The organism is Agrobacterium vitis, from assembly GCF_013426735.1.
GTDB lineage: Bacteria > Pseudomonadota > Alphaproteobacteria > Rhizobiales > Rhizobiaceae > Allorhizobium > Allorhizobium vitis_D.
Window position 1 is genome coordinate 327501 of the sequence record NZ_AP023272.1, and the last position, 23642, is coordinate 351142.

A 23642-nucleotide genomic window follows, 5' to 3' on the forward strand; every position below is an offset into this window, starting at 1 on the left:
CAGCCGCAGCCTGTGAGCTCGGTTTTTCTGCGCGGGCGGTGACAGAACTTGAAGAGGTTGCGCAGCAGGCGGATATTATTTCCTGCGCCACCCTGACAACGGATCCGTTGATTAAAGGCGACTGGCTGAAACCTGGCGCCCATGTCGATCTCGTCGGCGGTTTCCGGCCTGTCATGCGCGAGGCGGATGATACGGCAATTCGAAGGGCGCGCGTCTATGTCGATACCCGTGCAGGTGCGATGGCTGAGGCTGGCGATATCGTACAGCCGCTCCGCAATGGCAGTCTGACAGCAGAGCAGATTCAAGGCGAGCTCTCGGAGCTCGTCAAAGGCACTGTCAATGGACGAAAGAACAGAGAGGAAATTACGCTGTTCAAATCCGTTGGGGCTGCGCTAGAAGATCTCGCAGGCGCCATTCTGGCGTATGAAACCGTAAAGGCCCGGCAGGGTCAGCTGTGAAGCTACCCTCTTTCAAGGAAGGACTGCCGATCGGTTGAGCCGGTTTCGATTTCCCTGACACATACCAGCGATACACAATTCCATGGCATTCTCTCTTCCTCTTTATCCTGTCAGCGAAATCCTGCCTCCTTTGGCCAAGGCATTGCGAGAGGGAAACCGTGCTGTGCTTTCCGCTCCTCCAGGGGCAGGCAAAACGACGCTTGTTCCACTCTACCTGCTCGACCAGCCATGGCGGGGCGATAACCGGATCATTCTGCTGGAGCCAAGGCGGCTGGCTGCGCGTGCTGCGGCCTCCCGCATGGCCTCCCTTATCGGCGAGACTGTGGGTGAAACCGTAGGCTACCGGATGCGGCTCGATAACCGCATCTCTGCCAAGACACGGATTGAAGTGGTCACGGAGGGCGTATTTGCGCGGATGATTCTGGAGGACCCCGAACTGTCCGGCATCGCCGCCGTGCTGTTTGACGAATTTCACGAACGGTCCCTGGATGCGGATTTCGGCCTGGCGCTGGCATTGGATTGCCAATCCGCCCTGCGCGATGATTTGCGGCTGATCGTTATGTCGGCGACGCTGGATGTGCAGCGGGTAGCAGGCCTGATGCAGGACCCGCCGGTGCTGGAAAGTGCGGGGCGCGGCTTTCCCATCGATATCCGCCACCGCGACCGGCCCGGCACGGAGCGGATTGAAGACAGCGTCACCAGCGCTATTCTCGATGCGCATGCCAATGAAAGCGGGTCGATTCTGGCCTTTTTGCCCGGACAGGCCGAGATCCGCCGCGTGGCGGAGCGGCTGGAGGGCCGGTTGCCAGCCGCAACTTTGATTGCGCCGCTTTACGGCAATCTTTCGCAAGCCGAGCAAGACCAGGCCATCAAGCCAACCACTCCCGGCACCCGCAAAGTGGTTCTGGCAACATCGATTGCCGAAACCTCAATCACCATCGACGGGGTGCGGATCGTCATCGACAGCGGGCTGCAACGCCTGCCGGTCTACGAACCCTCGACGGGTATTACGAGACTGGAAACCACCCGCGTTTCGCGCGCGTCCGCCGACCAGAGGGCCGGGCGTGCCGGTCGAACCGAGCCGGGTATCGCCATCCGGCTGTGGCATGCCGGTCAAACGGCAGCGATGCCAGCCTTTACCCCGCCGGAAATTCTCGCCAGTGATCTGTCCGGTCTGGTGATGGACATGGCCCATTGGGGCGTGATCGATGCTTCTGCCTTATCCTTTATCGATCTGCCGCCTGCCGCCGCCTTGAAGGAGGCGCGAAACCTGCTGATGGCTCTTAGCGCACTGGATGATCAGGGGCACTTGACAGCCAAAGGCAAGATCATGCGCGGCCTTGGCCTGCCGCCGAGGCTTGCCGCCATGGTGATTGCCGCCGCAGAACAGGGACAGGCCAAAACAGCCAGCGAGATCGCCGTCCTGCTGACAGAACAAGGATTGGGTGGATCGGATATCGACCTGGAAGAACGCCTGCGCCGGTTTCGGTCGGATCGCGGCGAGCGGGCCAGTGCAGCGCGCAAGCTGGCGGAGCGGCTGACGAAAGACCTGCCGAAACGTCAGGCTGCCGCCACGCCAGCGCTGGCCGGAATGCTGCTTTTGCATGCCTATCCAGACCGGATCGCGCTGAAACGGGGCGCGCCGGGGCGATATGTCATGGCAAACGGGCGTGGCGCGGAACTGGCGCAAACCGAACGGCTGGCGGCAAGCGATATGCTTGTCATCGCCGATCTGACCGGACGGGCGGCGCAAGGGCGAATCCTGAGCGCGGCGGAAATCCGCCTTTCCGATATAGAAGAGAGCCTGCCGGGGGCAATCATTCAAGACGATGAGAGCTTTTTCGACCCGCCAAGCGGCCAGGTCCGGGCGCGGCGCGTCAAGCGGATCGGTGCGATCATTCTGGAGGAGACACCGCTAGGGCGACCCAGTGGCGAAGGTGCCACCAAGGCACTGGCTGAAGGGTTGCGGCAATTGGGCCTCGAACGCCTGAATTTCAGCAAAAATGCCGAGCAATTGCGCCATCGTATCGGTTTTCTGCATCGCACGCTCGGAGCGCCGTGGCCGGATATGAGTGACGAGGCCTTGCTGGAGCGGCTTGAGGACTGGTTCATTCCCTTCCAGACCGGTGTGCGCAGCCTTGCCGATATTTCCATGGGCGGAATCATCGATGGGCTGAAGGCGCTGGTGCCTTACGAGGCGCAGCGGGATCTGGACCAGATGGCGCCGACCCATTTTACCGCGCCGACCGGCATGAGCCATCCGATCCAATATGACGGTGACGAGCCGAAACTGACAATCCGCGTTCAGGAATTGTTTGGCCTTAAAAACCATCCGGCCATTGGCGGCGGACGGTTGCCGCTGCTGCTGGAACTGACCTCGCCAGCGCATCGGCCAATCCAGACGACCCGCGACCTGCCTGGTTTCTGGGCCGGATCATGGAGCGACGTGCGCGCCGACATGCGTGGGCGCTATCCCCGCCATCCCTGGCCGGACGACCCTGCTGCTGCGGCCCCCACGACACGGGCAAAACCTCGTGGTACATAGACCCTGCCCGAAGGAGGACGGGCGGGGGGAACGTGAATGAGCGCAAAGACGGATATTCGCATGCATTTTGGTACATCCAGCCGCAGATTGCGGCTTGAAACGCTGGTTCGGCTCCGCTGGCTGGCGGTCGCAGGGCAGACCATCACCCTGGCAATTGTCGCGCTGGTTCTGCAATTTCCCATGCCGGTACTGGCCGCCGCCATTCTGATCGGCGCATTGGCAGTGGTGAATTTCCTGCTGCAACTGGCCTTTCCCTCCACCCAGAGGCTGGAACCGATCTGGACACTGGCGATCCTGGCGCTGGACCTTTTCCAGATGGGAGCGCTGCTGTTCATCACCGGCGGGCTGGCCAATCCCTTCGCGCCGCTGATCTGCGTACCGGTCATCGTGGTTTTTGCCTCCCAGCCGCTGCGCCATTCCATGGCCTTGCTGGGCCTGGCGATGGTCTGCATTTCGGTACAGGCTTTCACGCCTTTTCCCCTGCCCTGGTATGCTGACTATATTGATCGCGGCGGCCCGGTCATGCTGGTGGCAATCTGGTGCTCGATCGTGTCGATGACCGCCTTTGCTGCCTTCTATGCCTATCGAGTGTCCAAGGAGGCCAATCTTCTGGCCGATGCGCTGGCGGCAACCGAACTGGTGCTGCAAAAGGAAAAGCATCTTTCCCAGCTGGATGGGCTGGCCGCCGCCGCCGCCCATGAATTGGGGACGCCTCTGGCGACGATCAGCGTTGTTGCCAAGGAAATGGAACGGGAACTGGGCAAGGACTCCCGATTTGGCGAGGACGTGCAGTTGTTGCGCAGCCAAAGCGAACGTTGCCGCGACATTCTGAAGCGTCTGACAACTCTGTCCGCCGAGGATGAGGCGCATATGCGGCAACTGCCGCTCTCGTCGCTGATTGAGGAAGTGATCGCGCCTCACCGGGACTTCGGCATCAAGCTGACGGTGGTGGAGGTTTCCGAACGCGCCAGCGAGCCGGTGGGTAACCGTAATCCCGGCATTCTCTATGGGCTTGGCAACCTGATCGAAAACGCCCTGGATTATGCACGCGAACAGGTGATCGTCACGGTAGAGCATGACAACCGTCATGTGACGATCATTATCGAGGATGACGGCGAAGGCTTTGCGCCCGATATCCTTCTGAGAATCGGCGAGCCTTATGTCACCAGCCGCAAAAGCGATGCGCGGGCGGGCGGACTTGGGCTGGGGTTGTTCATTGCCAAGACCTTGCTGGAGCGTTCCGGCGCTGTCCTGACCTTTGAAAACCGGGGCGCTTCAAGCCCGGGGGCGCGGGTAACAGTGCGCTGGCCACGCCGGGAAATGGAAACACCGACAAAGTGACTTTACCGACAGGGGCGAGTGCGCAATAACGCTGCGGACACTAGAGTGTCTCTGCTCTTCATGGAATCGCAGCAACGCTCTAGCTCGTCGTTTTTACGCATTTCCGGACGGAAAACCGGTTTCCACTTTTCCTGGAAATGCTCTAGGGATTAAGAGAACATGACCCAGGATATGCCGATCACCCACGAAGACGGCGCTGCCGATCTCGGCCCGGACGCCACCTTGTTGATAGTCGATGACGACCAGCCCTTTCTGCGACGGCTGGCTCGCGCCATGGAAACCCGTGGCTTTCAAGTGGATATCGCCTCCTCTGTGGCGGAAGGCATTGCCAAGGCCAAGACCGCAGCCCCGAAATATGCCGTGGTTGACCTGCGGCTTGGCGATGGCAATGGTCTTGATGTGATCCAGGCCATTCGCGAAAGCCGAACCGACACCCGGATCATCGTGCTAACCGGCTACGGCAACATTGCCACCGCCGTCACCGCCGTCAAACTCGGCGCGGTGGATTATCTGTCGAAACCTGCCGATGCCGACGATGTCTTCAACGCCCTGACCCAGCGTCCGGGCGAAAAGGCCGATGTGCCGGAAAATCCGATGTCTGCCGACCGGGTGCGCTGGGAACATATCCAGCGGGTCTACGAGGCCTGCGAACGCAATGTCTCGGAAACCGCACGGCGGCTGAACATGCACCGCCGCACCCTGCAACGGATTCTCGCCAAGCGCGCACCAAAATAACGAGCGTGCGCCGAAACAATCAGGGCAAAAATTGCGGGGCGGCATCCCATTCGGCCCGCATCAACCGTTGGGCTGCCGCACGTGAAAAGGCCAGCATCACGGATTTGCGGGTGGCGGGGGCAAGCCTGTGCTCTGGCGCATCGCGCAACAGATGCGCACCGTAGCCGTCTGAGACGATCAGGCCGCACTCTTGCGGAAAAATCTCCTGCGGCACATCGGGCAGCGTGGCAAAAAACAGCCGGTCGCAGTGCTGGCGATAGTCCGGCCATTTGCGGTCAACCCGAAAATCCTCGATCGAGGATTTGATTTCGGTAATCCAGATTTCACCCTTATCCGAAACGCTGATCAGGTCGGCGCGGCGGCCGCTGGCCAGCGAAAGCTCCGGCAGCACGGCATGGCGCATCTGATCGAGAAGCAATTGCGTGCCACGGCGAATCATTAAGGCACGTTCGGACTGCCGTCCGTCGATTAATGTATTCTTAACGGAAATAGTAAGAATCGTCATAATCTTCTCTTTGCTGGCCCCAAGTCTGTTGCAAAAAAGCCAGTCTTCAGCAATTTGCGAGGCCAGAGACGGCATGGGTCTTCTGTTCCCTTGCAAACTCCACTGTAATCAAAAATATACCACTATCAAAGCTGGTAACACAGATCATTTCCCGCCCGAAAGTCGATGAGCCTCCCATGCGAATCCGCAATGCACTGACCGTGCTCGGTCTATTCTCCACCCTCGCCATCACTGGCTGCTCCACCACGTCGGAAGCCGACAGCAAAAAGACCGCTGAGGCCGCGCCTGTTGTCGCCCCCGCCTCGGTCGAAACAGCACAGATCTTCGATGATTCCTATGGTCCGGTTACGGATGCCGGCTATGCGCTGCCCGGCATTCCGATCCAGAAGGTCAATCCGAAGTTCCGCCGCCAGATCATTGCCTTCGACACGACAGAGCGGCCCGGTACGATCATCGTCAACACCAAGGAACGCTTCCTGTATTACGTTCTGCCGAATGGCAAGGCGATCCGCTACGGCATTGGCGTCGGCAAGGACGGTTTCGCCTGGCAGGGTCAGGCCTACATTGCTTGGAAACAGGAATGGCCAACCTGGCATCCGCCGAAGGAAATGGCCGTGCGCAAGCCGGAAGTCGCCAAATATGTTGAAAACGGCATGGGCCCCAGCATCAGCAATCCGCTTGGCGCCCGCGCCATGTATCTGTTCAACGACAAGGGCCAGGATACGCTGTTCCGTATCCACGGTTCGCCGGAATGGGCATCGATCGGCACCGCCGCATCGTCTGGCTGCATCCGCATGATCAACCAGGACGTCATTGACCTCTACAGCCGCGTCCTGCCGGGCAAGGCCACCAAGGTCATCGTTCAGCAGTCCTGATTGCGATAATAGATAGCCTCCACTGAAAAGCCGCCGGATCGCCTCCGGCGGCTTTTTTGTTTCACGTGAAAATCGCTGGTAAAGGTCTACACCGGCAAAACCGTTTCACACTTTTGCTGGAATTGGCCTCTTGCTGGCGCAATTCCGAACGCAAAACCGCTTCACACTTTTGCTAGAATTGCTGTGGCCTTCAACTCAAGTCGGCGGCGGTGCAGGACCGGTTCGGTATAACCGTTCGGCTGCTCCCTGCCCTTCAACACCAGATCAAGGGCCGCCTGGAAAGCGATGGAGGTGTCGAAATCGGCAGCCATCGGGCGATAGGCCGAATCACCCGCATTCTGCTTATCGACGATGGCTGCCATGCGTTTGAGTGTTTCGGTCACCTGCGCCTCGGTGACAACGCCATGATGCAGCCAGTTGGCCATGTGTTGGGCGGAAATGCGCAGGGTTGCGCGGTCTTCCATCAGCCCGACATTGTTAATGTCAGGCACTTTCGAGCAGCCGATGCCCTGGTCGATCCAGCGGACCACATAGCCCAGAATGCCCTGGGCATTGTTATCCAGCTCGCGCTGGATTTCTTCCGGCGTCCAATTGGGGCGGGAGGCCACCGGCACCGACAAGATATCGGCGAGCTTGGCCCGTGTCCGGCTCTTCAATCCGGCCTGGACACCCGCGACATCCACCTGATGATAATGGGTGGCATGCAGTGTTGCCGCCGTTGGTGATGGAACCCAGGCGGTATTGGCCCCGGCTTTCGGATGAGCGATCTTCTGTTCCAGCATCGCCGCCATCAGGTCGGGCATGGCCCACATGCCCTTGCCGATCTGGGCATGACCAGACAGGCCGCATTGCAGCCCGATATCGACGTTCCAGTTTTCATAAGCCGCAATCCAGGCGGCCTGTTTCATATCGCCCTTGCGGATCATCGGCCCGGCTTCCATCGAGGTATGGATTTCGTCGCCAGTGCGGTCGAGGAAGCCGGTATTGATAAACACCACCCGGTCCTTGGCGGCGCGGATGCATTCCTTGAGGTTAACAGTCGTGCGGCGCTCCTCGTCCATGATCCCCATCTTGATCGTATTGGGTTCCATGCCCAGCGCCTGTTCGACACGGGTGAAGATTTCGACGGCAAAAGCCACTTCTTCCGGCCCATGCATTTTCGGCTTCACCACATACATCGAGCCCTGGCGCGAATTCTTCCGCCGTCCGTTCGGGCCAATATCGTGCAACGCGATCAGCGCGGTCACCATCGCATCCATAATGCCTTCCGGCACCTCGGCACCATCGCGATCCAGAATGGCCGGATTGGTCATGAGGTGCCCGACATTGCGAATCAGCATCAGCGACCGGCTGGCTACGGTAAAGGGCTTGCCCTGCGGGTCGGTGAATTCGAGATCGGGGTTGAGAGTGCGGGTAAAGACGTGATCGCCCTTGGCAACCACTTCCTCCAGATCGCCCTTCATCAAGCCGAGCCAGTTGGAATAGGCCAGGATCTTGTCCTCAGCATCGACGGCAGCAACCGAATCCTCGCAGTCCATAATAGCGGTAATCGCCGATTCCAGCCTGATATCGTTGATATGCGCCTTATCGGCAGCGCCGATCGCACCCTGCGAGTCAATGCAGATTTCCACATGCAGACCGTTGCGGCGCAGAAGATAGGAGGTCACGCTGCCGTCTTCGCTGAAGGTTCCAGCCAGTTGCGAGGGGTCCATCAACCCGGTCTTGTCGCCGGAGGTCAGTGTCACGTCGAGATAGCCATTGGCAAGCGCAAGCTCTGCCACGTCTGCCCAGCGGCCACCCGCCAGCGGCACCGACTGATCGAGAAAAGCCCGCGCCCAGGCAATAACCTTTTCGCCACGTTTGGGATTATACCCCCTGCCCTTTTCGGCACCGTCGGCCTCGGAGATCGCATCCGTTCCGTAGAGCGCGTCGTAGAGCGAACCCCAGCGCGCATTGGCAGCGTTCAGTGCATAACGGGCATTCATCACAGGCACGACAAGCTGCGGCCCGGCAATCGAAGCAATCTCCGCATCGACATTGCTGGTCGTCACGGAGAAATCCGGCCCTTCCGGCAGGAGATAGCCGATATCGCGCAGGAAAGCTTCGTAAGCCGCAAGATCCGAGGGAGCGCCGTTTTGCTTGTACCAACTGTCCAGCTGCGCCTGAAAGGCGTCGCGCTTGGCCAGCAGGGCGCGGTTCTTCGGGGCAAGGTCATGCACGAGGCTGGAGAAATGCTGGAAGAAGGCCTCTGGCTCCACGCCTGTCCCCGGCAAGGCCTCACTCACCAGAAAATCATAGAGATCCTGCTCGATAGCCAGACCAAACTGTTCGACACGCGCCATTTCAACCTCCTGCGGTCATCCATTCATCAAGGGGCAAAGCCTGTTCGCGGTGCAATGCGCGCCAGACGCTATCAAGCCCCTGCCGCCACTGCATTTGCCGCCCCACGCTACCATCCCCGTTCTTGATTGGCTGTCAACCGGACATAAATCTGAAATATCTATGCAAATTTGGGCGAAAGAGGAAATAAGCCTTTTGGTGCGTCCGAGACGAATTGCCGATCCGCACTTTTGACCGACAAACCCTAGTGCATCGATCCAAACGGAGGCTTCAGCCGAGTTTGGAAAAATCGATGCATAAACAAAAGATGAGTGCACGAAAGCATGAACGAAGTGAATGCGTCAGTGCACTAGGTGTTTTGAATGGTCTGAAGCTCTTGTAATGCGCCATGCAACCCCGCCTCCGTCAGCGCCACCACATGCGGCCCTTCGGTATAGACCAGCAGGCACTCGATCACCTTTCCCGGATAGAGCGGCTTCAGCAATTCGCGGTAGATTGCAAGCTGGGCCGAATGGGATAGCGGCACTTCACTTTCCTGACGCGGCGGCTGCCGGTTGGTCTTGTAATCCAGCAGAATCACTTTCTCGTCCGTGACAGCCATCCGGTCCACCCGCGCCGAGACGGCACGCTGTTCTGCGCCAAGCCGGATGGTTCCCATCAGCGAAAATTCCGTCTGCGCATGGCTGGAAAACACCTCACTCAAGGCCGGGTGGTCAAGAATAGCCAAAACACTATCCACCAAACGGACACGCTCATGGGCGGGCCAGAACCGGGCGGCGCGCTCGCCATAGCGGCGGGCGGCGGGTTTGCGTTCATCGACGGGCACGCCCGGCAACATTTGCAGCATCCGGTGCACCAACCGGCCCTTTTGCAGCGCCAACCCGGCATCCTCACCCTTGCTGAACAACGGCGAGCGCAGCATCAAGTCGCCGTCCTCGTCATTCACCTCGATCCCGGCCCCGGAGGGGCTCAAAGGCCGTGGCAGGCGGGGCGGTGGCGGGGCGGGGCGCAGCAATGCCTCCGGCAAGGCTTCCATCTCCCGTTTTTCCAGGCGTTTTTCCTGTCGTTCGAATCGGCCCGAAACGACGGCATTTTCCCAGAGCAGCCCGGTCCAGTCGCCTTCCGGCCCGCCAAAGCGTTGCTCCCGGCACCGTTCTGTATCAAGCATCAGGGCCGACCAGACCATCTGGTGCCAGATTTCGGTCTGCACCTGCTTGCCGCGATAGCCGCAGACCACCAGCCGGTCGGCAGCCCGCGTCATGCCAACATAGAGCAGGCGTCGATATTCCTCCTCGATGGCCTGTTTTCGCTTTGCCACGTCCTGCGCGGTCAGAGGATTATCAACCGCTTTCACCGGCACCCAGACCGGGCATTCCTGCGGCTGCGCTCCGGTCTCGATCATCCGGAATTTTGGCAGATGTGTATGGTTGAAGGCTTTGGAGCCATCATCGACCAGAAAGACAATCGGTGCTTCCAGCCCCTTGGAGGCATGAACGGTCATGATGCGCACCTCGCTGCGCTCCTTGTCCTGTTCGCGCTTCACTTCCGGGGCTTCCTGCTCCAGCGTGGTGATGAAGGATTGCAAGCCCGGCAGGCCCGCCTGCTCATGGGAAAGAGTAAAGGTCAGGAATTCATCGATGATATCGCTGACCTCGCTGCCAAGCCGAGCCAGAAAGTCGCGTCGTCCCCCCAGGGGACCAAGCACCCGTCCATAGAAATCATGGGGCAGAAGATCCCGCGCCAAGGCCACATAGCGGTGCAGACGGGCAAGGGCCGCCTGCCATTTTTCCGATCCGGCCTCCGCCAGCCGGGCAATCTCGGCAAATACCGAGATCTCGCCGCGCCGTGCCGCCACTTCAAACACATCGTCTTCGCTCAGGTTGAACAACGGGCTTTTCAGCAGCGCCGCCAGCGACAGGTCATCGGCGGTGAGAAGCACGAATCGCCCCAGTGCCAGCAGATCCTGCACGGCGATATGGCCTGTCAGCCGCAACCGGTCGGCACCGGCCACCGGAATATTGCTACGCCGCTTCAAGGCCCGTGTCAGCGCATTGACGAAAGCGCCGCGTTTGCGCACCAGAATGAGGATGTCGCCTGCTTCTATGGACCGCTCCACCCCCTTTTCCACGATGGTCTCGCGGGCCAACATGATCTCGATCCGCTGGGCGATCCGCCGGGCCAGCATGGCAGACGGCGCATTTTCCGGGGTTGCATCAAAGGGTGCGGTCCAGTCCTCTTCACTTTCGCTGCCTTCCGGCGCGATCATCTCCCAGACTTCGACCGCGCCGGGGTGGCCGATGCGGCTCGACATATGCACCACTGGTTCCGCAACCGCCGAAAGGCCCCTGGCATTCTCGGTGACCGAAAACACCTGATCGACGGCAGACAACACCGCATTGGTGGAGCGGAAGGACAGCGGCAGGCGCACCGCGCTGAAGCTTTCGCCGCCCCGCGCCACTTCCTGTTCGGTCTCGCGGGCTTCCTGCGAAAACCGTTCCGGCTTTGCGCCTTGGAAGGAGTAGATCGATTGCTTCTCATCGCCAACGGCAAAGAAGGTTCGGCGGACCGGACGGGCGCTCAGGCCGGAGAAGAAATCTTCCCGCAGCGAGCGGATGACCGACCATTGTACCGGGCTGGTATCCTGCGCCTCATCGACCAGAATATGGTCGATGCCCTGATCCAGCTTGTAATGCACCCAGGGACCGACCGTGCTGCGGGTCAAAAGTTCGGCGGTGCGGGCAATCAGATCCTCGAAATCCAGCTGGCTGCTGCGCTTTTTCAGCTCTTCATAATCATGGTCCAGCCGCTCGGCCAGCGTTAGCGCCGCCCGTGTTGCCTTGAACAGCCGAAACAACCGCAGACGTTCGCGGCAGGCCACCACATGGTCGCGGGCCGCAAAAATCGCATCCGACAGATAAGGGGCCGCCTTGTTAATGGCGGCGGCAATCAGCGACCGGTCGGCTTTTGGTTTATCGGAGCCGGTATAGAAGGCCTCTTCCAGCAATTGCGCCCGGATAAGCGCGTCAGGCTGGCGCACGGCGCGCTCCAGTGTCAGGGCGACGCCCTGCACAAGGGAACCGCCCTTGGTGAGCGCCAGATCGATATATGTGGAAAGCTGCGGCCCCGCGAGGCTGGGAAGCGGCCAATAGGCCTCGGCCAGCGATGTCTCGGTTTCGTCAGGCTGAAGGCCCAAGGCATTGCGCAAAGCACTTTCCACACCGCCCTTTCGACGGGCTACCGCCAGAAAGCTGCGCACCGCATGGCGGTTGGAAACGATGTCAGACAGCAGGTTTTCCAGCCCGAATTCATCGCCAAGGCTCAACACTTCGGCAAAGGCTTCGGCGAGGTTTGCATCGTCTTCGGCAGCGGTCGCCGTCAGCAGTGACCGGCGGGCATCGGCCAAAAGCACGGAGGCGGCGCGGTCGTCCAGCACCGAAAAATGCCCGGCCACATTGGCTTCCAGCGGAAACTGGTGCAGCAGCGCCTCGCAAAAGGCATGGATGGTCTGGATTTTCAAGCCGCCCGGTGTTTCCAGGGCGCGGGCAAACAACCGTCGCGCCTCGGCAATCTTGATACGGTCGGGTGGTCGGCGCTCGATGGTTTCGATTCGGCGGGCAAGCTCCTCGTCGGACAAGGTCGCCCATTCGGCAAGCCGGTCGAACACCCGGTTCGACATTTCCGAGGCCGCCGCCTTGGTATAGGTCAGGCAAAGAATAGAAGAGGGCCGCGCGCCCGCCAGCAGCAGGCGAATGACCCGTTGCGTCAGCACATGGGTCTTGCCGGAGCCGGCATTGGCCGAGACCCAGGCGGACCGGGCCGGGTCGGAGGCCAGCGATTGCTGCCGGGTCGTCCAGTCAATGGGATCGTCGCCATCGCGCAGCATATCCGGATCAGTCATCACTGCTGCTCTCCTCTGCCGCTTCAGCGGTGGACCATTCAGCGACCCGAGCCAGATGATCATAGTCACCGCTGAAATCATTCATCATCGCTGGCATCAGCCGCGAGACATAGCCGCGCTCGCCCGATTGCAGCAGGGTCACGAAGCGGGTCAGTTGCGCGATGGATTCATGCGCCAGATCCAGTGCCGACTTTGCCTTGTCGCCCTTGCCGGTCAGCTCGTTATTAACCTGGTCAGCCTTGAAGCGCCCGCCGGGCCGCAGCCGGACATAGATCAGGTTATCCGGATTCAGCCGCCCGACATCCTTGAAAGCCCCCATGGTCAGAGCCGCAGCTTCCAAAGCCAATTGCGGGTCAAGCAGGCTGCGGGCCTGGGAAACACTGGGGTTAAGACCGGTTTTGTAATCGATGATATCGGCGTGGCCAGCCCGGATATCGATCCGGTCGGCAATACCAGTGAGCCGGATATCGATCTCGCCGAGTTCCACCCCGGCGCGGGCCTCCGTTACCAGCTTGGCCGGATCGCGCTGGCGTTGCCACTCGATAAAGGCGAGGCCAACCTCGGAGAAACGCTTGCGCCAGACAACATGGATATGCGGCGGCAGATTTTCCTCGGCAAACAGCGTGTCGGCAATCTCGCTCATCAATTGTTCAGTGTCAGGCCCCAGCTTTTCGGGCATACGCGCCACGAATTGCTCGACAATCGCATGGTAGAGCGTGCCGCGTTCGGAGGCGCCGGGATCGCTGTTGAACGGTTCGACCGGATCGAGCTTCAGAATGCGGCGGGCATAGATTGAATAGGGATCGCGCCTGAGACGCCCGACCTCGCTGAAGGAATAGGTTTTCGGATGCAGATCGGCCGGTGGCTTTGGCTGCGGACGTTGGGCGGGCGCTTGATCTGCGCCTTTATCGAGCAACTCAGCAAAATGCCGGTAACGCTCCCCTCTGGCTTTCAGAGCCTCAGCAAAATCCTTGCCACCCAGCGCCAGCAGCCGTTGCAGCCAGCGCGAGGCAACGGTGGGGGCCGATCCCTGCCGCAGGGCGCGGCAATAGATCAAGTGGCGGGTGCCATTGGCCATTTCGAAATCATGGGCAAGCTGGCCGATCTGCCGTTCCGGCGGCTCCAGCCCCATTTCGGTTTTCATGCTGCGCGACAAAAATGGATTATTGGTGGTGGTGCCGGGCCATGACCCTTCATTCAACCCACCGAGAATCATCGTATCGACGTTTTGCAGACGCGATTCCAGTGCACCGAAGATGAAGACCCGCGGATGGCGCAGCGATTTCGGCTTGACCGATTCGCTGGCGGTCAGCGCCGCGACAATCTCGATCCACTGCGGACCATCGGCGCTCAACTGGCCATCGGTTTCCATGATTTCGCTGAGCAGCCGCGCCAAAACGGCACCGGCCTCATTGGCCCAAAGAGGGGCAAGATCGCCCGCATTGGTGCGAGCCACGGCCTCCAGCACCTGACCGGTGCGCTCGGCCCATTCCCTCAAAGACAAACGGGTGGTGAAATGGTGACCATCCGGCTTGGCGACCACATGACCGGCAAGCGGCTCCACCGCCTCTGCTATTGCCTCGGCCAGTATCCGTGCCTGCTCGCGGGTCTGATCGGTAAAAGAGCGCCGCCAGGCCGGTGGGTGGCGGTCGTCGAACTGGGCGACCACCTGTTCATCCAACAGCGGTGCCAGTGCGGCGATATCGATGGCACCGGTGCCGCCGCGCAGCGCAATTGCCTCCAAAGCGTCGGCGGCATCGCGATGTCCAACATCCGTCAAGCCAAACCGGGCGAGTGGATGTTTGAGCAAGGAAACGATGGCAACCGTATCGCCGGGCCGCAACACCGCTTCCAGCACCAGCACCAGCAACGTGCCCTGCGGCGTCGCCGAAAATGGCGTACCCGCCGAATCGTCGGCCTCGATGCCGAACCGGGCCAGTTCTGACGCGACCCGACGGGCGAGGTTGCGGTCAGGGGTAATCAGCGCGGCGCGGCTTTCGCCGCCATCGGCACCGGGCCGCTCTAAGGCCAGCCTGAGGGCAATGGCGATGGCAATCGCCTCTTCCCGCTCGTTGGCTGCCTCAATCAACGCCACATCGGCAAAAGCGGCTTGAAACCTGTTATCCCCAAATGCCTGTCGCCAGGCGGTCCATTGGTCAGTCGCCTTGGCAGGTGACAGTGCCCGGGAGAGTATTTCGCTGCGGTCGGCAAGATCGGGTTCTGCCTCTTCCAGCACGCCCACGTCGTCACGGGTCAGGCCGAGACGCCCTAGTAGCCGGTGCAAACCGTATTGCGGATGAGTGCGGGCGGTCGGCTCCGGCGGCATGCCGGGTGGCTGTTCACCACCGACGCTTTGCCACTGATCATCCGGCATGGCCTTGTCCAACCCCGGCAGCACGATCACCCCCTGGGGCAGGCGCGCCACCGCCGCGATCAACTCGGACGCAGCAGGGATCGAGCCGGTCGATCCAGCGACGATCACCGGATGAGGGTCAGACAGTTGACCAACACGGTCGCGCTCAGTGCGCAACAAGGCGTTGCGGTGGAGAACCGGCGAGGACCGGTTCAACTCTTCCAGACGGGCTGGCCAATAGGCGCTGGCTATGCCGAGGAAAGCCAGCGTCAATTGCCACCAGGAGGCAAAATCCCGGGCATCAAGCTTGTCGAGATCGGCCCAGTCACGTTCCTCGGTTTCAACCGAATCGATCAGTTCGACCAGCGCCCGCGCCAGCCACACGGCATCCGCCGGGCTGGCCGGAGCGACGAGCGGGGTTTCGGTGTGAATGCTCAGCACGATATCCGGCAGCTTGTTGCGCCAGGCGAGAATTAACTGCGCCAGTTCCAGCAGCCGCACCGTATTGCTGATCGGCGGGTTCAACGCCAGCAGCGCCGGGGTATCCGCGTCGAAATAACTGGCATCGTCCTCGGCTTCGCCCAGGGGCTTGATCATCGGCAGAATGGCGGATTGGCCACCCAGAACCTCAACGAACTGAGCGCGCAGCACGCGCACCGCACGCCGGGTCGGCACCAGGATCGTGACCTTGGACAGGGACAGGGGATCGGCTGGATCATAGCGAAAGCCGGGGGCAAGACGCCCATCGCACAAGGTCTCGGCAATCAGCCGCAGGAAAGGCCGATCCGGGGGAATGGTGAAGATGCGGGCTTGCAGGCTGGACATCAGCTCAAGCGTCCTGTCGGTGGCGGGCCAGCACTGTTTCCGCCTCTTCAATCGCCTCCGGCGTACCGACCGTCAGCCATTGGCCCTCCAGCATCAGGCCGAACAACCGGCCTTTGGCAATGGCCCGATCGAAATAGATGTTGAGATTGAAGGCATCCTGCGGCGCATCGTCTAAAAGGGCGTGCTCCATGGCCAAAGCCCCGGCATAGACCACCGGGTTTGGATCGCCCGGCTGATAGCGTGTCAACCGGCCATCGGCACCGAGGTTGAAATCATTCTTGCCATTATGGCCGGTGGTCTGTTCCAACGTAACGCAGAGCATCAGCATATCCATCTGCGCCGGGTCAAAGGCTTCCGCCAGTCTTTGCAGATTGGTGGGGTGGTCCTTCGGCTCACCGATCCAGAACAGGTCGGCATTCATCACCAGCAACGGGCCGGGAACGAGATGCTTGATGCCTTTGGCCAAGCCGCCGCCATTGTTCATCAAGCCATCGCGCTCATCGGAAATCAGGATGCGGGGCTGATCGCGCCCGGCCAGATGCGCCAGCATTTGCTCAGGAAAATGATGGATATTGACCACAGCGGTTTCTACGCCCGCCTGTTGCAAATGATCCAGCGCATAATCCACCAGCGTCTTGCCCGCCACCCGCACCAAGGGCTTTGGCATGGTGTCAGTGATAGGACGCATTCTTGTGCCGAGCCCTGCGGCCAGCACCATGGCTTGGGAAATCTTCATGGCTCTCGTATCTGTCGGCGATCTGCGGCATCGCTCACGTGTGACGCATTATCTTCAAGAGACACGCTCTACCGCAAATCCCGCCAGAGAACCACTGTCGAAGGACCAGAACCACAATTCCAGAGCCATCCCGCCAAAGAACGCAGCGTAAAAAGCTGGAGATTCAAGCGCGCTGCAACAGGCCGTGCTTTGAAAGCCAGTCTTTCAGCGGCGTGAGCGCCTCATGCTCCAGCGCGCCAGCGAGATAGGCGAGCGTTCGGGGCATATGCTGCATATAGCCAGGCTTGCCATCCCGCTTCATCAGCCGCACCCAAAGCCCGACCAGTTTGCAATTGCGCTGGGCAGCCATGATGGCGAAATCCCGTCGAAAGACGCTTTCATCAAATCCGGTTTCGGCCCGGCGCAGCGTCAGATAATGATCGAGCAGCCGCTTTTGCAGCTCCGGTTCGATGGTGACACGGGCATCCTGAATCAGAGAGGCGACGTCATAGGCCGCCGGGCCGATCATCGCATCCTGGAAATCGATCAGGCCGACGCGGGCGATGCCCTGTTTCCGTTCCTGCCAAAGGAGATTGGGGGAATGGACATCGCGCAGGACCAGACTGTTGCGGTCATGGATCTGGCGAAACAGACCGGACCAGAGAGCGAGATAGGCCTGCCGCTCCTCTTCACTGGGTTGCCGTGCGAGCGTAAAAGGCATGTACCAATCGAGCAGCAATTCCGTCTCGAACCCCATGGCTGCCGCATCGAAATCGGGAATGCGGTGGATATGGTCCGGCGAGACGGGCATTTCACGTGAAACATTCTGCCCATGCAGGAAAGCAAGCGCGGCAGCAGCTTCCATATAACGCTCGGCGACCGGCTGCCCCTCTGCATCCAGAATGCCGTCCTGACCGAGATCTTCGATCAGCAAAATGCCATCGGGGTCACTGGCATAAATCTCCGGGACGGTAAGGCCCGCATCCTTCAATAGTTGATCGATAGCCACAAAAGCCCGATGGTCTTCTGCCAGATGCACCAGTTCCGGGTAGGTCTTGCCAAGGCGGATGATCGGTGTGGCCGGTCGTTTGGGGCTGTCCATCACGATGCGCTGCGGTTGACCGTCAATCCTTGCCGTCTCATAGGCGCGGTAGTCCGCATCGCCAGTCAAGAAGCGGCGTCGGGCGCCCGCCATGCCATTGGTATCGAGGAAGGCGCGGATAGCAAGCACCCGCCGGATTCGGCCCAGCCTGTCTTCAGGCCCCGTGATCGTCAACTCACGCCCACCATCCGGCGGGAAACCATAATGCAGGCCGATTGTCGCCTTCGGCAGTCGATCTTCGGCCCGCTCCGGCCATTCGACGAGGCAAATGCCGGTATCTAGCGCCTCATCGAAACCCAGTTCATCAAGCTCGGAAGCATCACCCAATCGGTAAAGGTCGAAATGAGCGGCTGGAATGCGCAACTCATAGCTTTGGACCAGCGTGAAAGTCGGGCTTGGCACTTCCAGATCATCGTCATCGCCCAAGGCCCGCAGCAATGCTCTTGCAAGGGTAGACTTTCCCGCTCCGAGATCACCATGCAGGGCAAGGCAGTCCCCCGGCTTCAGGGCAAGCGCCAGATCTTCCCCGAGCTGGATCGTCGCCGCCTCATCGGCAAGCGAAAGATGAAGCGATATCTCTAATCCTGTCATTCTGCGGCGACGGAATGGACAAGCACACCGGACGGAATTCGGCAAAGAACCGTGGTGCCTTGGTTGGGAACACTGTTGATCGAGACGGTGCCGTTATGCAGATGCACGAAGCTTTCGACAATCGACAGGCCAAGGCCAGCCCCGGTGCGCTTGCCACCCTTGGCATTCGAGGAAAAGCGCTTGAACACCGATGGCAGCATATCTTCTGGAATGCCGCATCCGGTATCGGAAACTGAAAATACGAAGTCGGCATCTTCGCGCCAGCATTTCAGCACGACCTTGGCGCCTTCGGGCGAGAAGTTCACGGCATTGGTGATGATCTTGATCAGGATCTGCTTCAGCCGTTGCTGGTCGGCGACGATGTCGCCCAGATGCGAGGGAGCAAGGATTTCCAGCGTCACGCCGCCTTCCTGCAACCGGTCGGTCATCTGCATCGACACATCGTCCATAAGATCGGTGAGATCGATATCCGAATAGGTCAGCCGCATGATACCGGCATCGACTGTGGCAAGGTCGAGAATGTCGTTGACGATGGTCAGCAGCACGGCAGACGAAGTGGAGATATGATCGACATATTCCCCCTGCCGTTCATTGAGCGGACCGATGGCCGTCGATTTCAACAGATCGGTAAAGCCGATGATATTGGTCAGCGGCGAGCGCAGTTCATAGGAAATATGCTGGACGAAATCGTTCTTCAACTCGTCAGCCTTGCGCAGGGCTTCATTCTTTTCAAGCAGCGCCCGTTCCGCCCGAACGCTGTCGGTGATGTTGACGAAGGTCAGCATCGTCTGGGCGTTGGGCAGCGGGATGACAGCGTAATCCAGCACCAGACCGGACATCAGCTCAATCGTGCCCTGGCTAGACGGCCGCTCGTCCTCGAAACTGGTGATCATCTTGCCGAAGGCGCGCCATCCATCCGGTTTTTCATAGGATAGAGCACAGGCCTCTTCGATGGCGCGGATATGGGTGCCAGGCGCGGCCTGCGTCTCGGTAATGCCCCAGAGCGCCCGGAAGGCCGGATTGGACAGCCGGATTCGGCCATCGGGACCAAAAACGGCAACGCCTTCAGACAGATGATCGATGGTTTCACCCTGAACCCGGACCAGCGTATTATAGCGGGTTTCGAGGTCCACCTGTTCGGTGAGGTTCTCGAACACCCAGGTGGCACCGCCCTGCGGATGGGCAGAGGCAATAACGCGCAGGGTCTGGCCGTTGGGCAGGTGCCAGAGCACGGTCTGGGTATCGATGGAGCGGTAGACAGAAAGGGTATTTTCCTTCCATGCCTTCCAGCTCAACTGTTCCGGCAGCTTGCCGGCGCTGCGCAGCCGGTCCAGCAATTCGGCATGATCAGGGCGAGATTCGAGGAAAGCCAGATCCAGATCCCAGAGCTGCTGGAAGGCCTGATTGTAGAATTGCAGCCGCCGTTCACCGTCGAAAATCGCCACCGGCGTTGCCAGATGGTCCAGCGTTTCGGCGTGGCTTTTCAAGGTGCGGCTCAACTCCTCGCGCAGGGCCTCTTCGCGCGATACATCGATAGCCATGCCGCAAGAACCCTTCGGCGTCTTGGTATCGACCACGGAAAAGAAAGTGCGGTTGCCATGCACGACGGTGGAAACCGTGTCATGGTAAGGTGAAACCGGTGTCAGCGTGGCGCGGATCTTTTCCCGGGTAATGGTGTTAAGGATTTCACGGCCTTCCTGTATGGCCTGATCAGGGGTCAGCGCTTCAACGGCATCGCTATAGGCCTGATTGACCCAGACCAGCCGCCCCTCGGAATCGCGCTGCCAGACGGGTTGTTCGACGGATTCCAGCAGGCTTTCGAAGGTTTCGATGGCGGTGGAGAGCCGGGTCTTTTCGATTTTCAGCTCGGCCAGTTCGGCGCGCAGATTATTGAGCGCCACGAACCGGGCAAAGGCCCGACCGCCGGAAACACGGCCCTGCACTTCCAGCACCTCGTCGCGATAGGTCTCGACGATCAGGTCGAAGCTCTGGGCGTTAAAGCGCAATTTCTCAATGGCATTGTCCAGGTCGGCGGCCGAACCGGGCTTCATCCAGCGGCCAAAGGCCAGGAAATCGCCTTCGGTCTGGGGTGCGCCGGTTTCAACGGGCAATTGGCCCAGCTGTTCCGGCTTGGTTTCACCACCGTCCCAGATGACGATGCGGCGGTTCTTGTCGGCAATCAGCGCCTGATAACGGGAAATCCGCTGGTTGGCATCCGACAGGGCCGATCGTATCTCCCGGCTGTCCGCCTCGATACTGTTGCGCTGACGCACCAGCCAGAGGGTGGACAGAAGCGTCGCGGAAATCGCGCCGATTACCAGGGAAAGGCCAATCATTTCAGTGGATGAAAACGTACCGATGCCGCCCGCATTCAGCTGCGGCACGGCAATCGTTTGCGCTAGGGCAGAATGGCACACGAGTCCACCCGCAAGAACCGTGCTCCCGTGCAGCCACCAGCGCGATAAACGCGGGAAGCCACGTCCGGCGATGCCGCTGGCCGCGCCAGCGCGAGGTCCTGTGTCCCCGAAGGACGCAGATTCGGCGCGCATGGTTTTACCCGCACTTCTGCGTAGGCCCGTCCTTCCCCGTAGGAACGGGTATTTCTTCTGAACCGTCATTTCCGGTCTGTCTCCGTCCACTGTGCCGCAATTCCGACAAGACATCCCCATTTCGCGTGTGCACATGCCGAATGCATCACCCGAAGGTGACGTCATGCAAACGGCTTTTTGCTTCACGGGGTCATAGGCAGCGTGACCGGAAAAAACATCCGGTCACCAAACACTGCCTGCGCACCTGCGAGGCACACGAATCAAGTTTTAAAACAATACTGTGGATAAGATTTTGAAAAAAGGGGCAAAGAAAAAAAGAAATCGCAGCCTTTGTCAAGGCTGCGATTTCTATATCTTGTGTATATCTGGCTACGGATTAGTATCTGTAGTGGTCAGCCTTGAAGGGGCCGGATGGCGTGACACCAATATAGGAGGCCTGTTCGTCAGAAAGTTCAGTCAGTCTGACGCCGAGCTTTTCCAGATGCAGGCGCGCGACCTTTTCATCGAGATGTTTCGGCAGAACGTAAACCTGGTTCTTGTAGGCATCGGGCTTGGTGAAAAGCTCGATCTGGGCCAGAACCTGGTTGGTGAAAGACGCGCTCATCACGAAGGACGGATGGCCCGTGGCATTGCCGAGGTTGAGCAACCGGCCTTCCGACAGCAGGATCATCCGGTTGCCCGCCGGGAATTCGATCATGTCGACCTGCGGCTTGATGTTAACCCATTTCAGGTTCTTCAGCGCGACAACCTGAATTTCATTATCGAAATGGCCGATATTGCCAACAATGGCCATGTCCTTCATCTCGCGCATATGCTCGATACGAATGACATCCTTGTTGCCGGTGGTGGTGATGAAGATATCGGCTGTCTTGACGACATCTTCAAGCCGCACCACTTCAAATCCATCCATAGCGGCCTGCAAAGCGCAGATCGGATCGACTTCCGTCACCTTGACGCGGGCGCCAGCGCCGATCAGCGATGCAGCGCAGCCCTTGCCCACGTCGCCATAGCCGCAGACCACGGCAACCTTGCCAGCCATCATCACGTCGGTGGCGCGGCGGATACCGTCAACCAGCGATTCCTTGCAGCCGTATTTGTTGTCGAACTTCGACTTGGTGACGGAATCGTTGACATTGATGGCCGGGAAAGGCAGCAGGCCCTTCTGGCTGAGCTGGTAGAGGCGGTTGACGCCTGTGGTGGTTTCTTCCGTCACACCCTTGATGGCGTCGCGCTGTTTGGTGAAGAAGCCCGGTGTGGCTGCCATGCGCTTCTTGATCTGCGCGAACAAAATTTCTTCTTCTTCGGACGAAGGGTTGACCAGCACGTTTTCACCGGCTTCGGCGCGCGCACCAAGCAGGATATACATGGTGGCGTCGCCGCCATCGTCGAGGATCATGTTGGACTGGCCACCATCGGTCCATTGGAAGATCCGGTCGGTATAATCCCAATATTCCGTCAGGCTTTCACCCTTGACGGCAAAGACCGGCACGCCCGAAGCAGCGATGGCGGCAGCGGCATGGTCCTGGGTGGAAAAGATGTTGCAGGAGGCCCAGCGCACTTCGGCGCCCAGCGCCGTCAAAGTCTCGATCAGCACAGCTGTCTGAATGGTCATGTGCAGCGAACCGCTGATGCGGGCGCCTTTCAGCGGCTTGGTTTCGCCAAGCTCCGAGCGGCAGGACATCAGGCCCGGCATTTCGGTTTCGGCAATATCCAGTTCCTTGCGACCGTAATCCGCAAGACCGATATCGGCGACAATGTAATCCTGTTCAGTGCTCATGGCGTTCTCCAGACCGGGTTGAAACGCAGGGCCAGCACCCATCCGAAAAGATGGTAAAGCCGATGCGCCGCCCGCCATTCTGCGGCAGGCCAGTGTCATCCGTGTATCAGGGAACGTCGGGGAAGGCAATAATCACATAAAGAGGTCTTTATATCTTTATGTTCGATCTTGGTTTACATTTCCTCGCCAAACTTGTCGCGCACCAGCGCATCCAGCGTGTCGATTGCCTTTTCAGCCTCCTCGCCTGAGGTAACAACGGTAATCGTACAGCCGGGGCTTGCCGCCAACATCATCAGACCCATGATCGAGGTTCCGCCGACGGTGGTTCCATCCTTACTGACGGTGACTTCGGCATTGAAGCCCTGCACGGTCTGGACGAATTTGGCTGACGCCCGGGCATGAAGGCCGCGCTTGTTGACGATCAGCAGGTCTCTGGTGAAGGAGGTCATCTTACTCGCCGTTCCTATTTGCCGCTCAGAACGCGGCTGGCCACATTGATGTATTTGCGGCCGGCTTCCGACGCATCGACGAGTGCTTTTTCCATGTCGTTCTCGCCGCGCACACCCGCCAGCTTGATCAGCATGGGCAGGTTGACGCCGGCGATCACTTCGATCCGCCCGGTATTCATCACCGAAATTGCAAGATTCGAAGGTGTTCCCCCGAACATATCCGTCAGGATGATCACCCCATGCCCATCATCGGCGCGCATCACAGCATCCAGGATATCCTGGCGGCGCTGATCCATATCATCCTCCGGACCGATACAGATTGTCTCGATGAATTTCTGCGGACCAACAACATGTTCCACGGCATAATGAAATTCTTCAGCCAGCTTGCCATGGGTGACAAGCACAAGTCCGATCATTCGCTTATAGCTCCCTGCTCAACTGCTGACCGCCAGTTATCGCACTGCAATAGTTTCGTCCACCGATCTGTTGGGTCGCAAGGCACGCGCTGGCCCAAGAAAAGCCCTATTTGAAAATCCAAAACACAACCTGCCCGCGCAACAACACCTTGTCGATCAACTATAACT

At 59.7% G+C, this 23642-nt stretch carries 15 protein-coding genes (1 of these 15 only partly in view); 5 read left to right on the plus strand and 10 right to left on the minus strand.

All coding sequences use genetic code 11. From position 1 onward, the window contains the following. From lhpI to H1Y61_RS01570, 4 genes are all read left to right on the plus strand, one after another. Positions 1 to 458 carry the 3' end of a bifunctional Delta(1)-pyrroline-2-carboxylate/Delta(1)-piperideine-2-carboxylate reductase gene (gene lhpI, locus H1Y61_RS01555; RefSeq protein WP_180573518.1) on the plus strand. Its footprint begins 499 nt before the window's first position, so the window shows 458 of its 957 coding nt (coding positions 500-957); its start codon lies off the left edge, out of view; its stop codon occupies positions 456 to 458. A gap of 82 nt (positions 459 to 540) precedes the next feature. After that, positions 541 to 3003 (plus strand): ATP-dependent helicase HrpB, encoded by a 2463-nt coding sequence (gene hrpB, locus H1Y61_RS01560; protein ID WP_180573519.1) that lies wholly within the window; start codon positions 541 to 543, stop codon positions 3001 to 3003. A gap of 36 nt (positions 3004 to 3039) precedes the next feature. Further along, positions 3040 to 4344 carry an ActS/PrrB/RegB family redox-sensitive histidine kinase gene (locus H1Y61_RS01565; protein WP_156554736.1) on the plus strand — a complete coding sequence of 435 codons (1305 nt, stop codon included), beginning with the start codon at positions 3040 to 3042 and terminating at the stop codon, positions 4342 to 4344. Between the two features lie 159 nt (positions 4345 to 4503). After that, a complete protein-coding gene (locus H1Y61_RS01570; protein ID WP_070165173.1) occupies positions 4504 to 5079 on the plus strand; it encodes an ActR/PrrA/RegA family redox response regulator transcription factor in 576 nt (191 codons plus the stop codon). 19 nt (positions 5080 to 5098) lie between these two features. Here the strand turns inward: H1Y61_RS01570 and H1Y61_RS01575 are convergent, their stop codons facing one another. Beyond that, positions 5099 to 5584, minus strand: a complete 486-nt coding sequence (locus H1Y61_RS01575; protein WP_041697305.1) for an MmcB family DNA repair protein — start codon at positions 5582 to 5584, stop codon at positions 5099 to 5101. A 176-nt stretch (positions 5585 to 5760) separates the two neighbouring features. Here H1Y61_RS01575 and H1Y61_RS01580 point away from each other — a divergent pair, with 176 nt between their 5' ends. Beyond that, positions 5761 to 6459 carry a L,D-transpeptidase gene (locus tag H1Y61_RS01580; RefSeq protein WP_012654547.1) on the plus strand — a complete coding sequence of 233 codons (699 nt, stop codon included), beginning with the start codon at positions 5761 to 5763 and terminating at the stop codon, positions 6457 to 6459. A gap of 161 nt (positions 6460 to 6620) precedes the next feature. Here H1Y61_RS01580 and H1Y61_RS01585 read toward each other — a convergent pair whose 3' ends face one another. The 9 genes from H1Y61_RS01585 to H1Y61_RS01625 form a co-directional block, all read right to left on the minus strand. After that, entirely contained in the window at positions 6621 to 8801 is a 2181-nt protein-coding gene (locus tag H1Y61_RS01585) for a malate synthase G (protein ID WP_180573520.1), read from the minus strand. A gap of 347 nt (positions 8802 to 9148) precedes the next feature. Further along, on the minus strand, positions 9149 to 12697 hold the full coding sequence (gene addA, locus H1Y61_RS01590; protein ID WP_180573521.1) for a double-strand break repair helicase AddA: 3549 nt from the start codon (positions 12695 to 12697) through the stop codon (positions 9149 to 9151). Then, a complete protein-coding gene (gene addB / locus H1Y61_RS01595; protein WP_180573522.1) occupies positions 12690 to 15875 on the minus strand; it encodes a double-strand break repair protein AddB in 3186 nt (1061 codons plus the stop codon). The genes addA and addB overlap by 8 nt, the downstream gene beginning before the upstream one ends. Positions 15876 to 15879: 4 nt before the next feature. Beyond that, positions 15880 to 16611, minus strand: a complete 732-nt coding sequence (locus H1Y61_RS01600; protein ID WP_180573523.1) for a nucleotidyltransferase family protein — start codon at positions 16609 to 16611, stop codon at positions 15880 to 15882. Positions 16612 to 16774: 163 nt separating this feature from the next. Beyond that, positions 16775 to 18283 carry a tRNA (adenosine(37)-N6)-threonylcarbamoyltransferase complex ATPase subunit type 1 TsaE gene (gene tsaE, locus H1Y61_RS01605; RefSeq protein ID WP_180573524.1) on the minus strand — a complete coding sequence of 503 codons (1509 nt, stop codon included), beginning with the start codon at positions 18281 to 18283 and terminating at the stop codon, positions 16775 to 16777. Next, positions 18280 to 20832: a sensor histidine kinase gene (locus tag H1Y61_RS01610; protein ID WP_409363954.1), complete on the minus strand. Its 2553-nt coding sequence runs from the start codon at positions 20830 to 20832 to the stop codon at positions 18280 to 18282. The genes tsaE and H1Y61_RS01610 overlap by 4 nt, the downstream gene beginning before the upstream one ends. A gap of 376 nt (positions 20833 to 21208) precedes the next feature. Beyond that, the gene (ahcY, locus tag H1Y61_RS01615; RefSeq protein ID WP_180573526.1) at positions 21209 to 22609 is read right to left on the minus strand and encodes an adenosylhomocysteinase; all 1401 of its coding nucleotides are present in this window, start codon (positions 22607 to 22609) and stop codon (positions 21209 to 21211) included. A gap of 173 nt (positions 22610 to 22782) precedes the next feature. After that, entirely contained in the window at positions 22783 to 23058 is a 276-nt protein-coding gene (locus H1Y61_RS01620) for an HPr family phosphocarrier protein (protein WP_012654539.1), read from the minus strand. Positions 23059 to 23072: 14 nt separating this feature from the next. After that, complete coding sequence (locus H1Y61_RS01625; RefSeq protein WP_012654538.1) at positions 23073 to 23474, minus strand: PTS sugar transporter subunit IIA; 402 nt, start codon at positions 23472 to 23474, stop codon at positions 23073 to 23075. Between the last annotated feature and the right edge of the window lie 168 nt (positions 23475 to 23642).

Excerpts from the sequence above, each read along its gene's own strand:
- hrpB (WP_180573519.1), top strand. The coding sequence starts at position 541 with ATGGCATTCTCTCTTCCTCTTTATCCTGTCAGCGAAATCCTGCCTCCT.
- H1Y61_RS01565 (WP_156554736.1), top strand. The coding sequence starts at position 3,040 with ATGAGCGCAAAGACGGATATTCGCATGCATTTTGGTACATCCAGCCGC.
- H1Y61_RS01570 (WP_070165173.1), top strand. The coding sequence starts at position 4,504 with ATGACCCAGGATATGCCGATCACCCACGAAGACGGCGCTGCCGATCTC.
- H1Y61_RS01575 (WP_041697305.1), bottom strand. The coding sequence starts at position 5,584 with ATGACGATTCTTACTATTTCCGTTAAGAATACATTAATCGACGGACGG.
- H1Y61_RS01580 (WP_012654547.1), top strand. The coding sequence starts at position 5,761 with ATGCGAATCCGCAATGCACTGACCGTGCTCGGTCTATTCTCCACCCTC.
- H1Y61_RS01585 (WP_180573520.1), bottom strand. The coding sequence starts at position 8,801 with ATGGCGCGTGTCGAACAGTTTGGTCTGGCTATCGAGCAGGATCTCTAT.
- addA (WP_180573521.1), bottom strand. The coding sequence starts at position 12,697 with ATGACTGATCCGGATATGCTGCGCGATGGCGACGATCCCATTGACTGG.
- addB (WP_180573522.1), bottom strand. The coding sequence starts at position 15,875 with ATGTCCAGCCTGCAAGCCCGCATCTTCACCATTCCCCCGGATCGGCCT.
- H1Y61_RS01600 (WP_180573523.1), bottom strand. The coding sequence starts at position 16,611 with ATGAAGATTTCCCAAGCCATGGTGCTGGCCGCAGGGCTCGGCACAAGA.
- tsaE (WP_180573524.1), bottom strand. The coding sequence starts at position 18,283 with ATGACAGGATTAGAGATATCGCTTCATCTTTCGCTTGCCGATGAGGCG.
- H1Y61_RS01610 (WP_409363954.1), bottom strand. The coding sequence starts at position 20,832 with ATGCGCGCCGAATCTGCGTCCTTCGGGGACACAGGACCTCGCGCTGGC.
- ahcY (WP_180573526.1), bottom strand. The coding sequence starts at position 22,609 with ATGAGCACTGAACAGGATTACATTGTCGCCGATATCGGTCTTGCGGAT.
- H1Y61_RS01620 (WP_012654539.1), bottom strand. The coding sequence starts at position 23,058 with ATGACCTCCTTCACCAGAGACCTGCTGATCGTCAACAAGCGCGGCCTT.
- H1Y61_RS01625 (WP_012654538.1), bottom strand. The coding sequence starts at position 23,474 with ATGATCGGACTTGTGCTTGTCACCCATGGCAAGCTGGCTGAAGAATTT.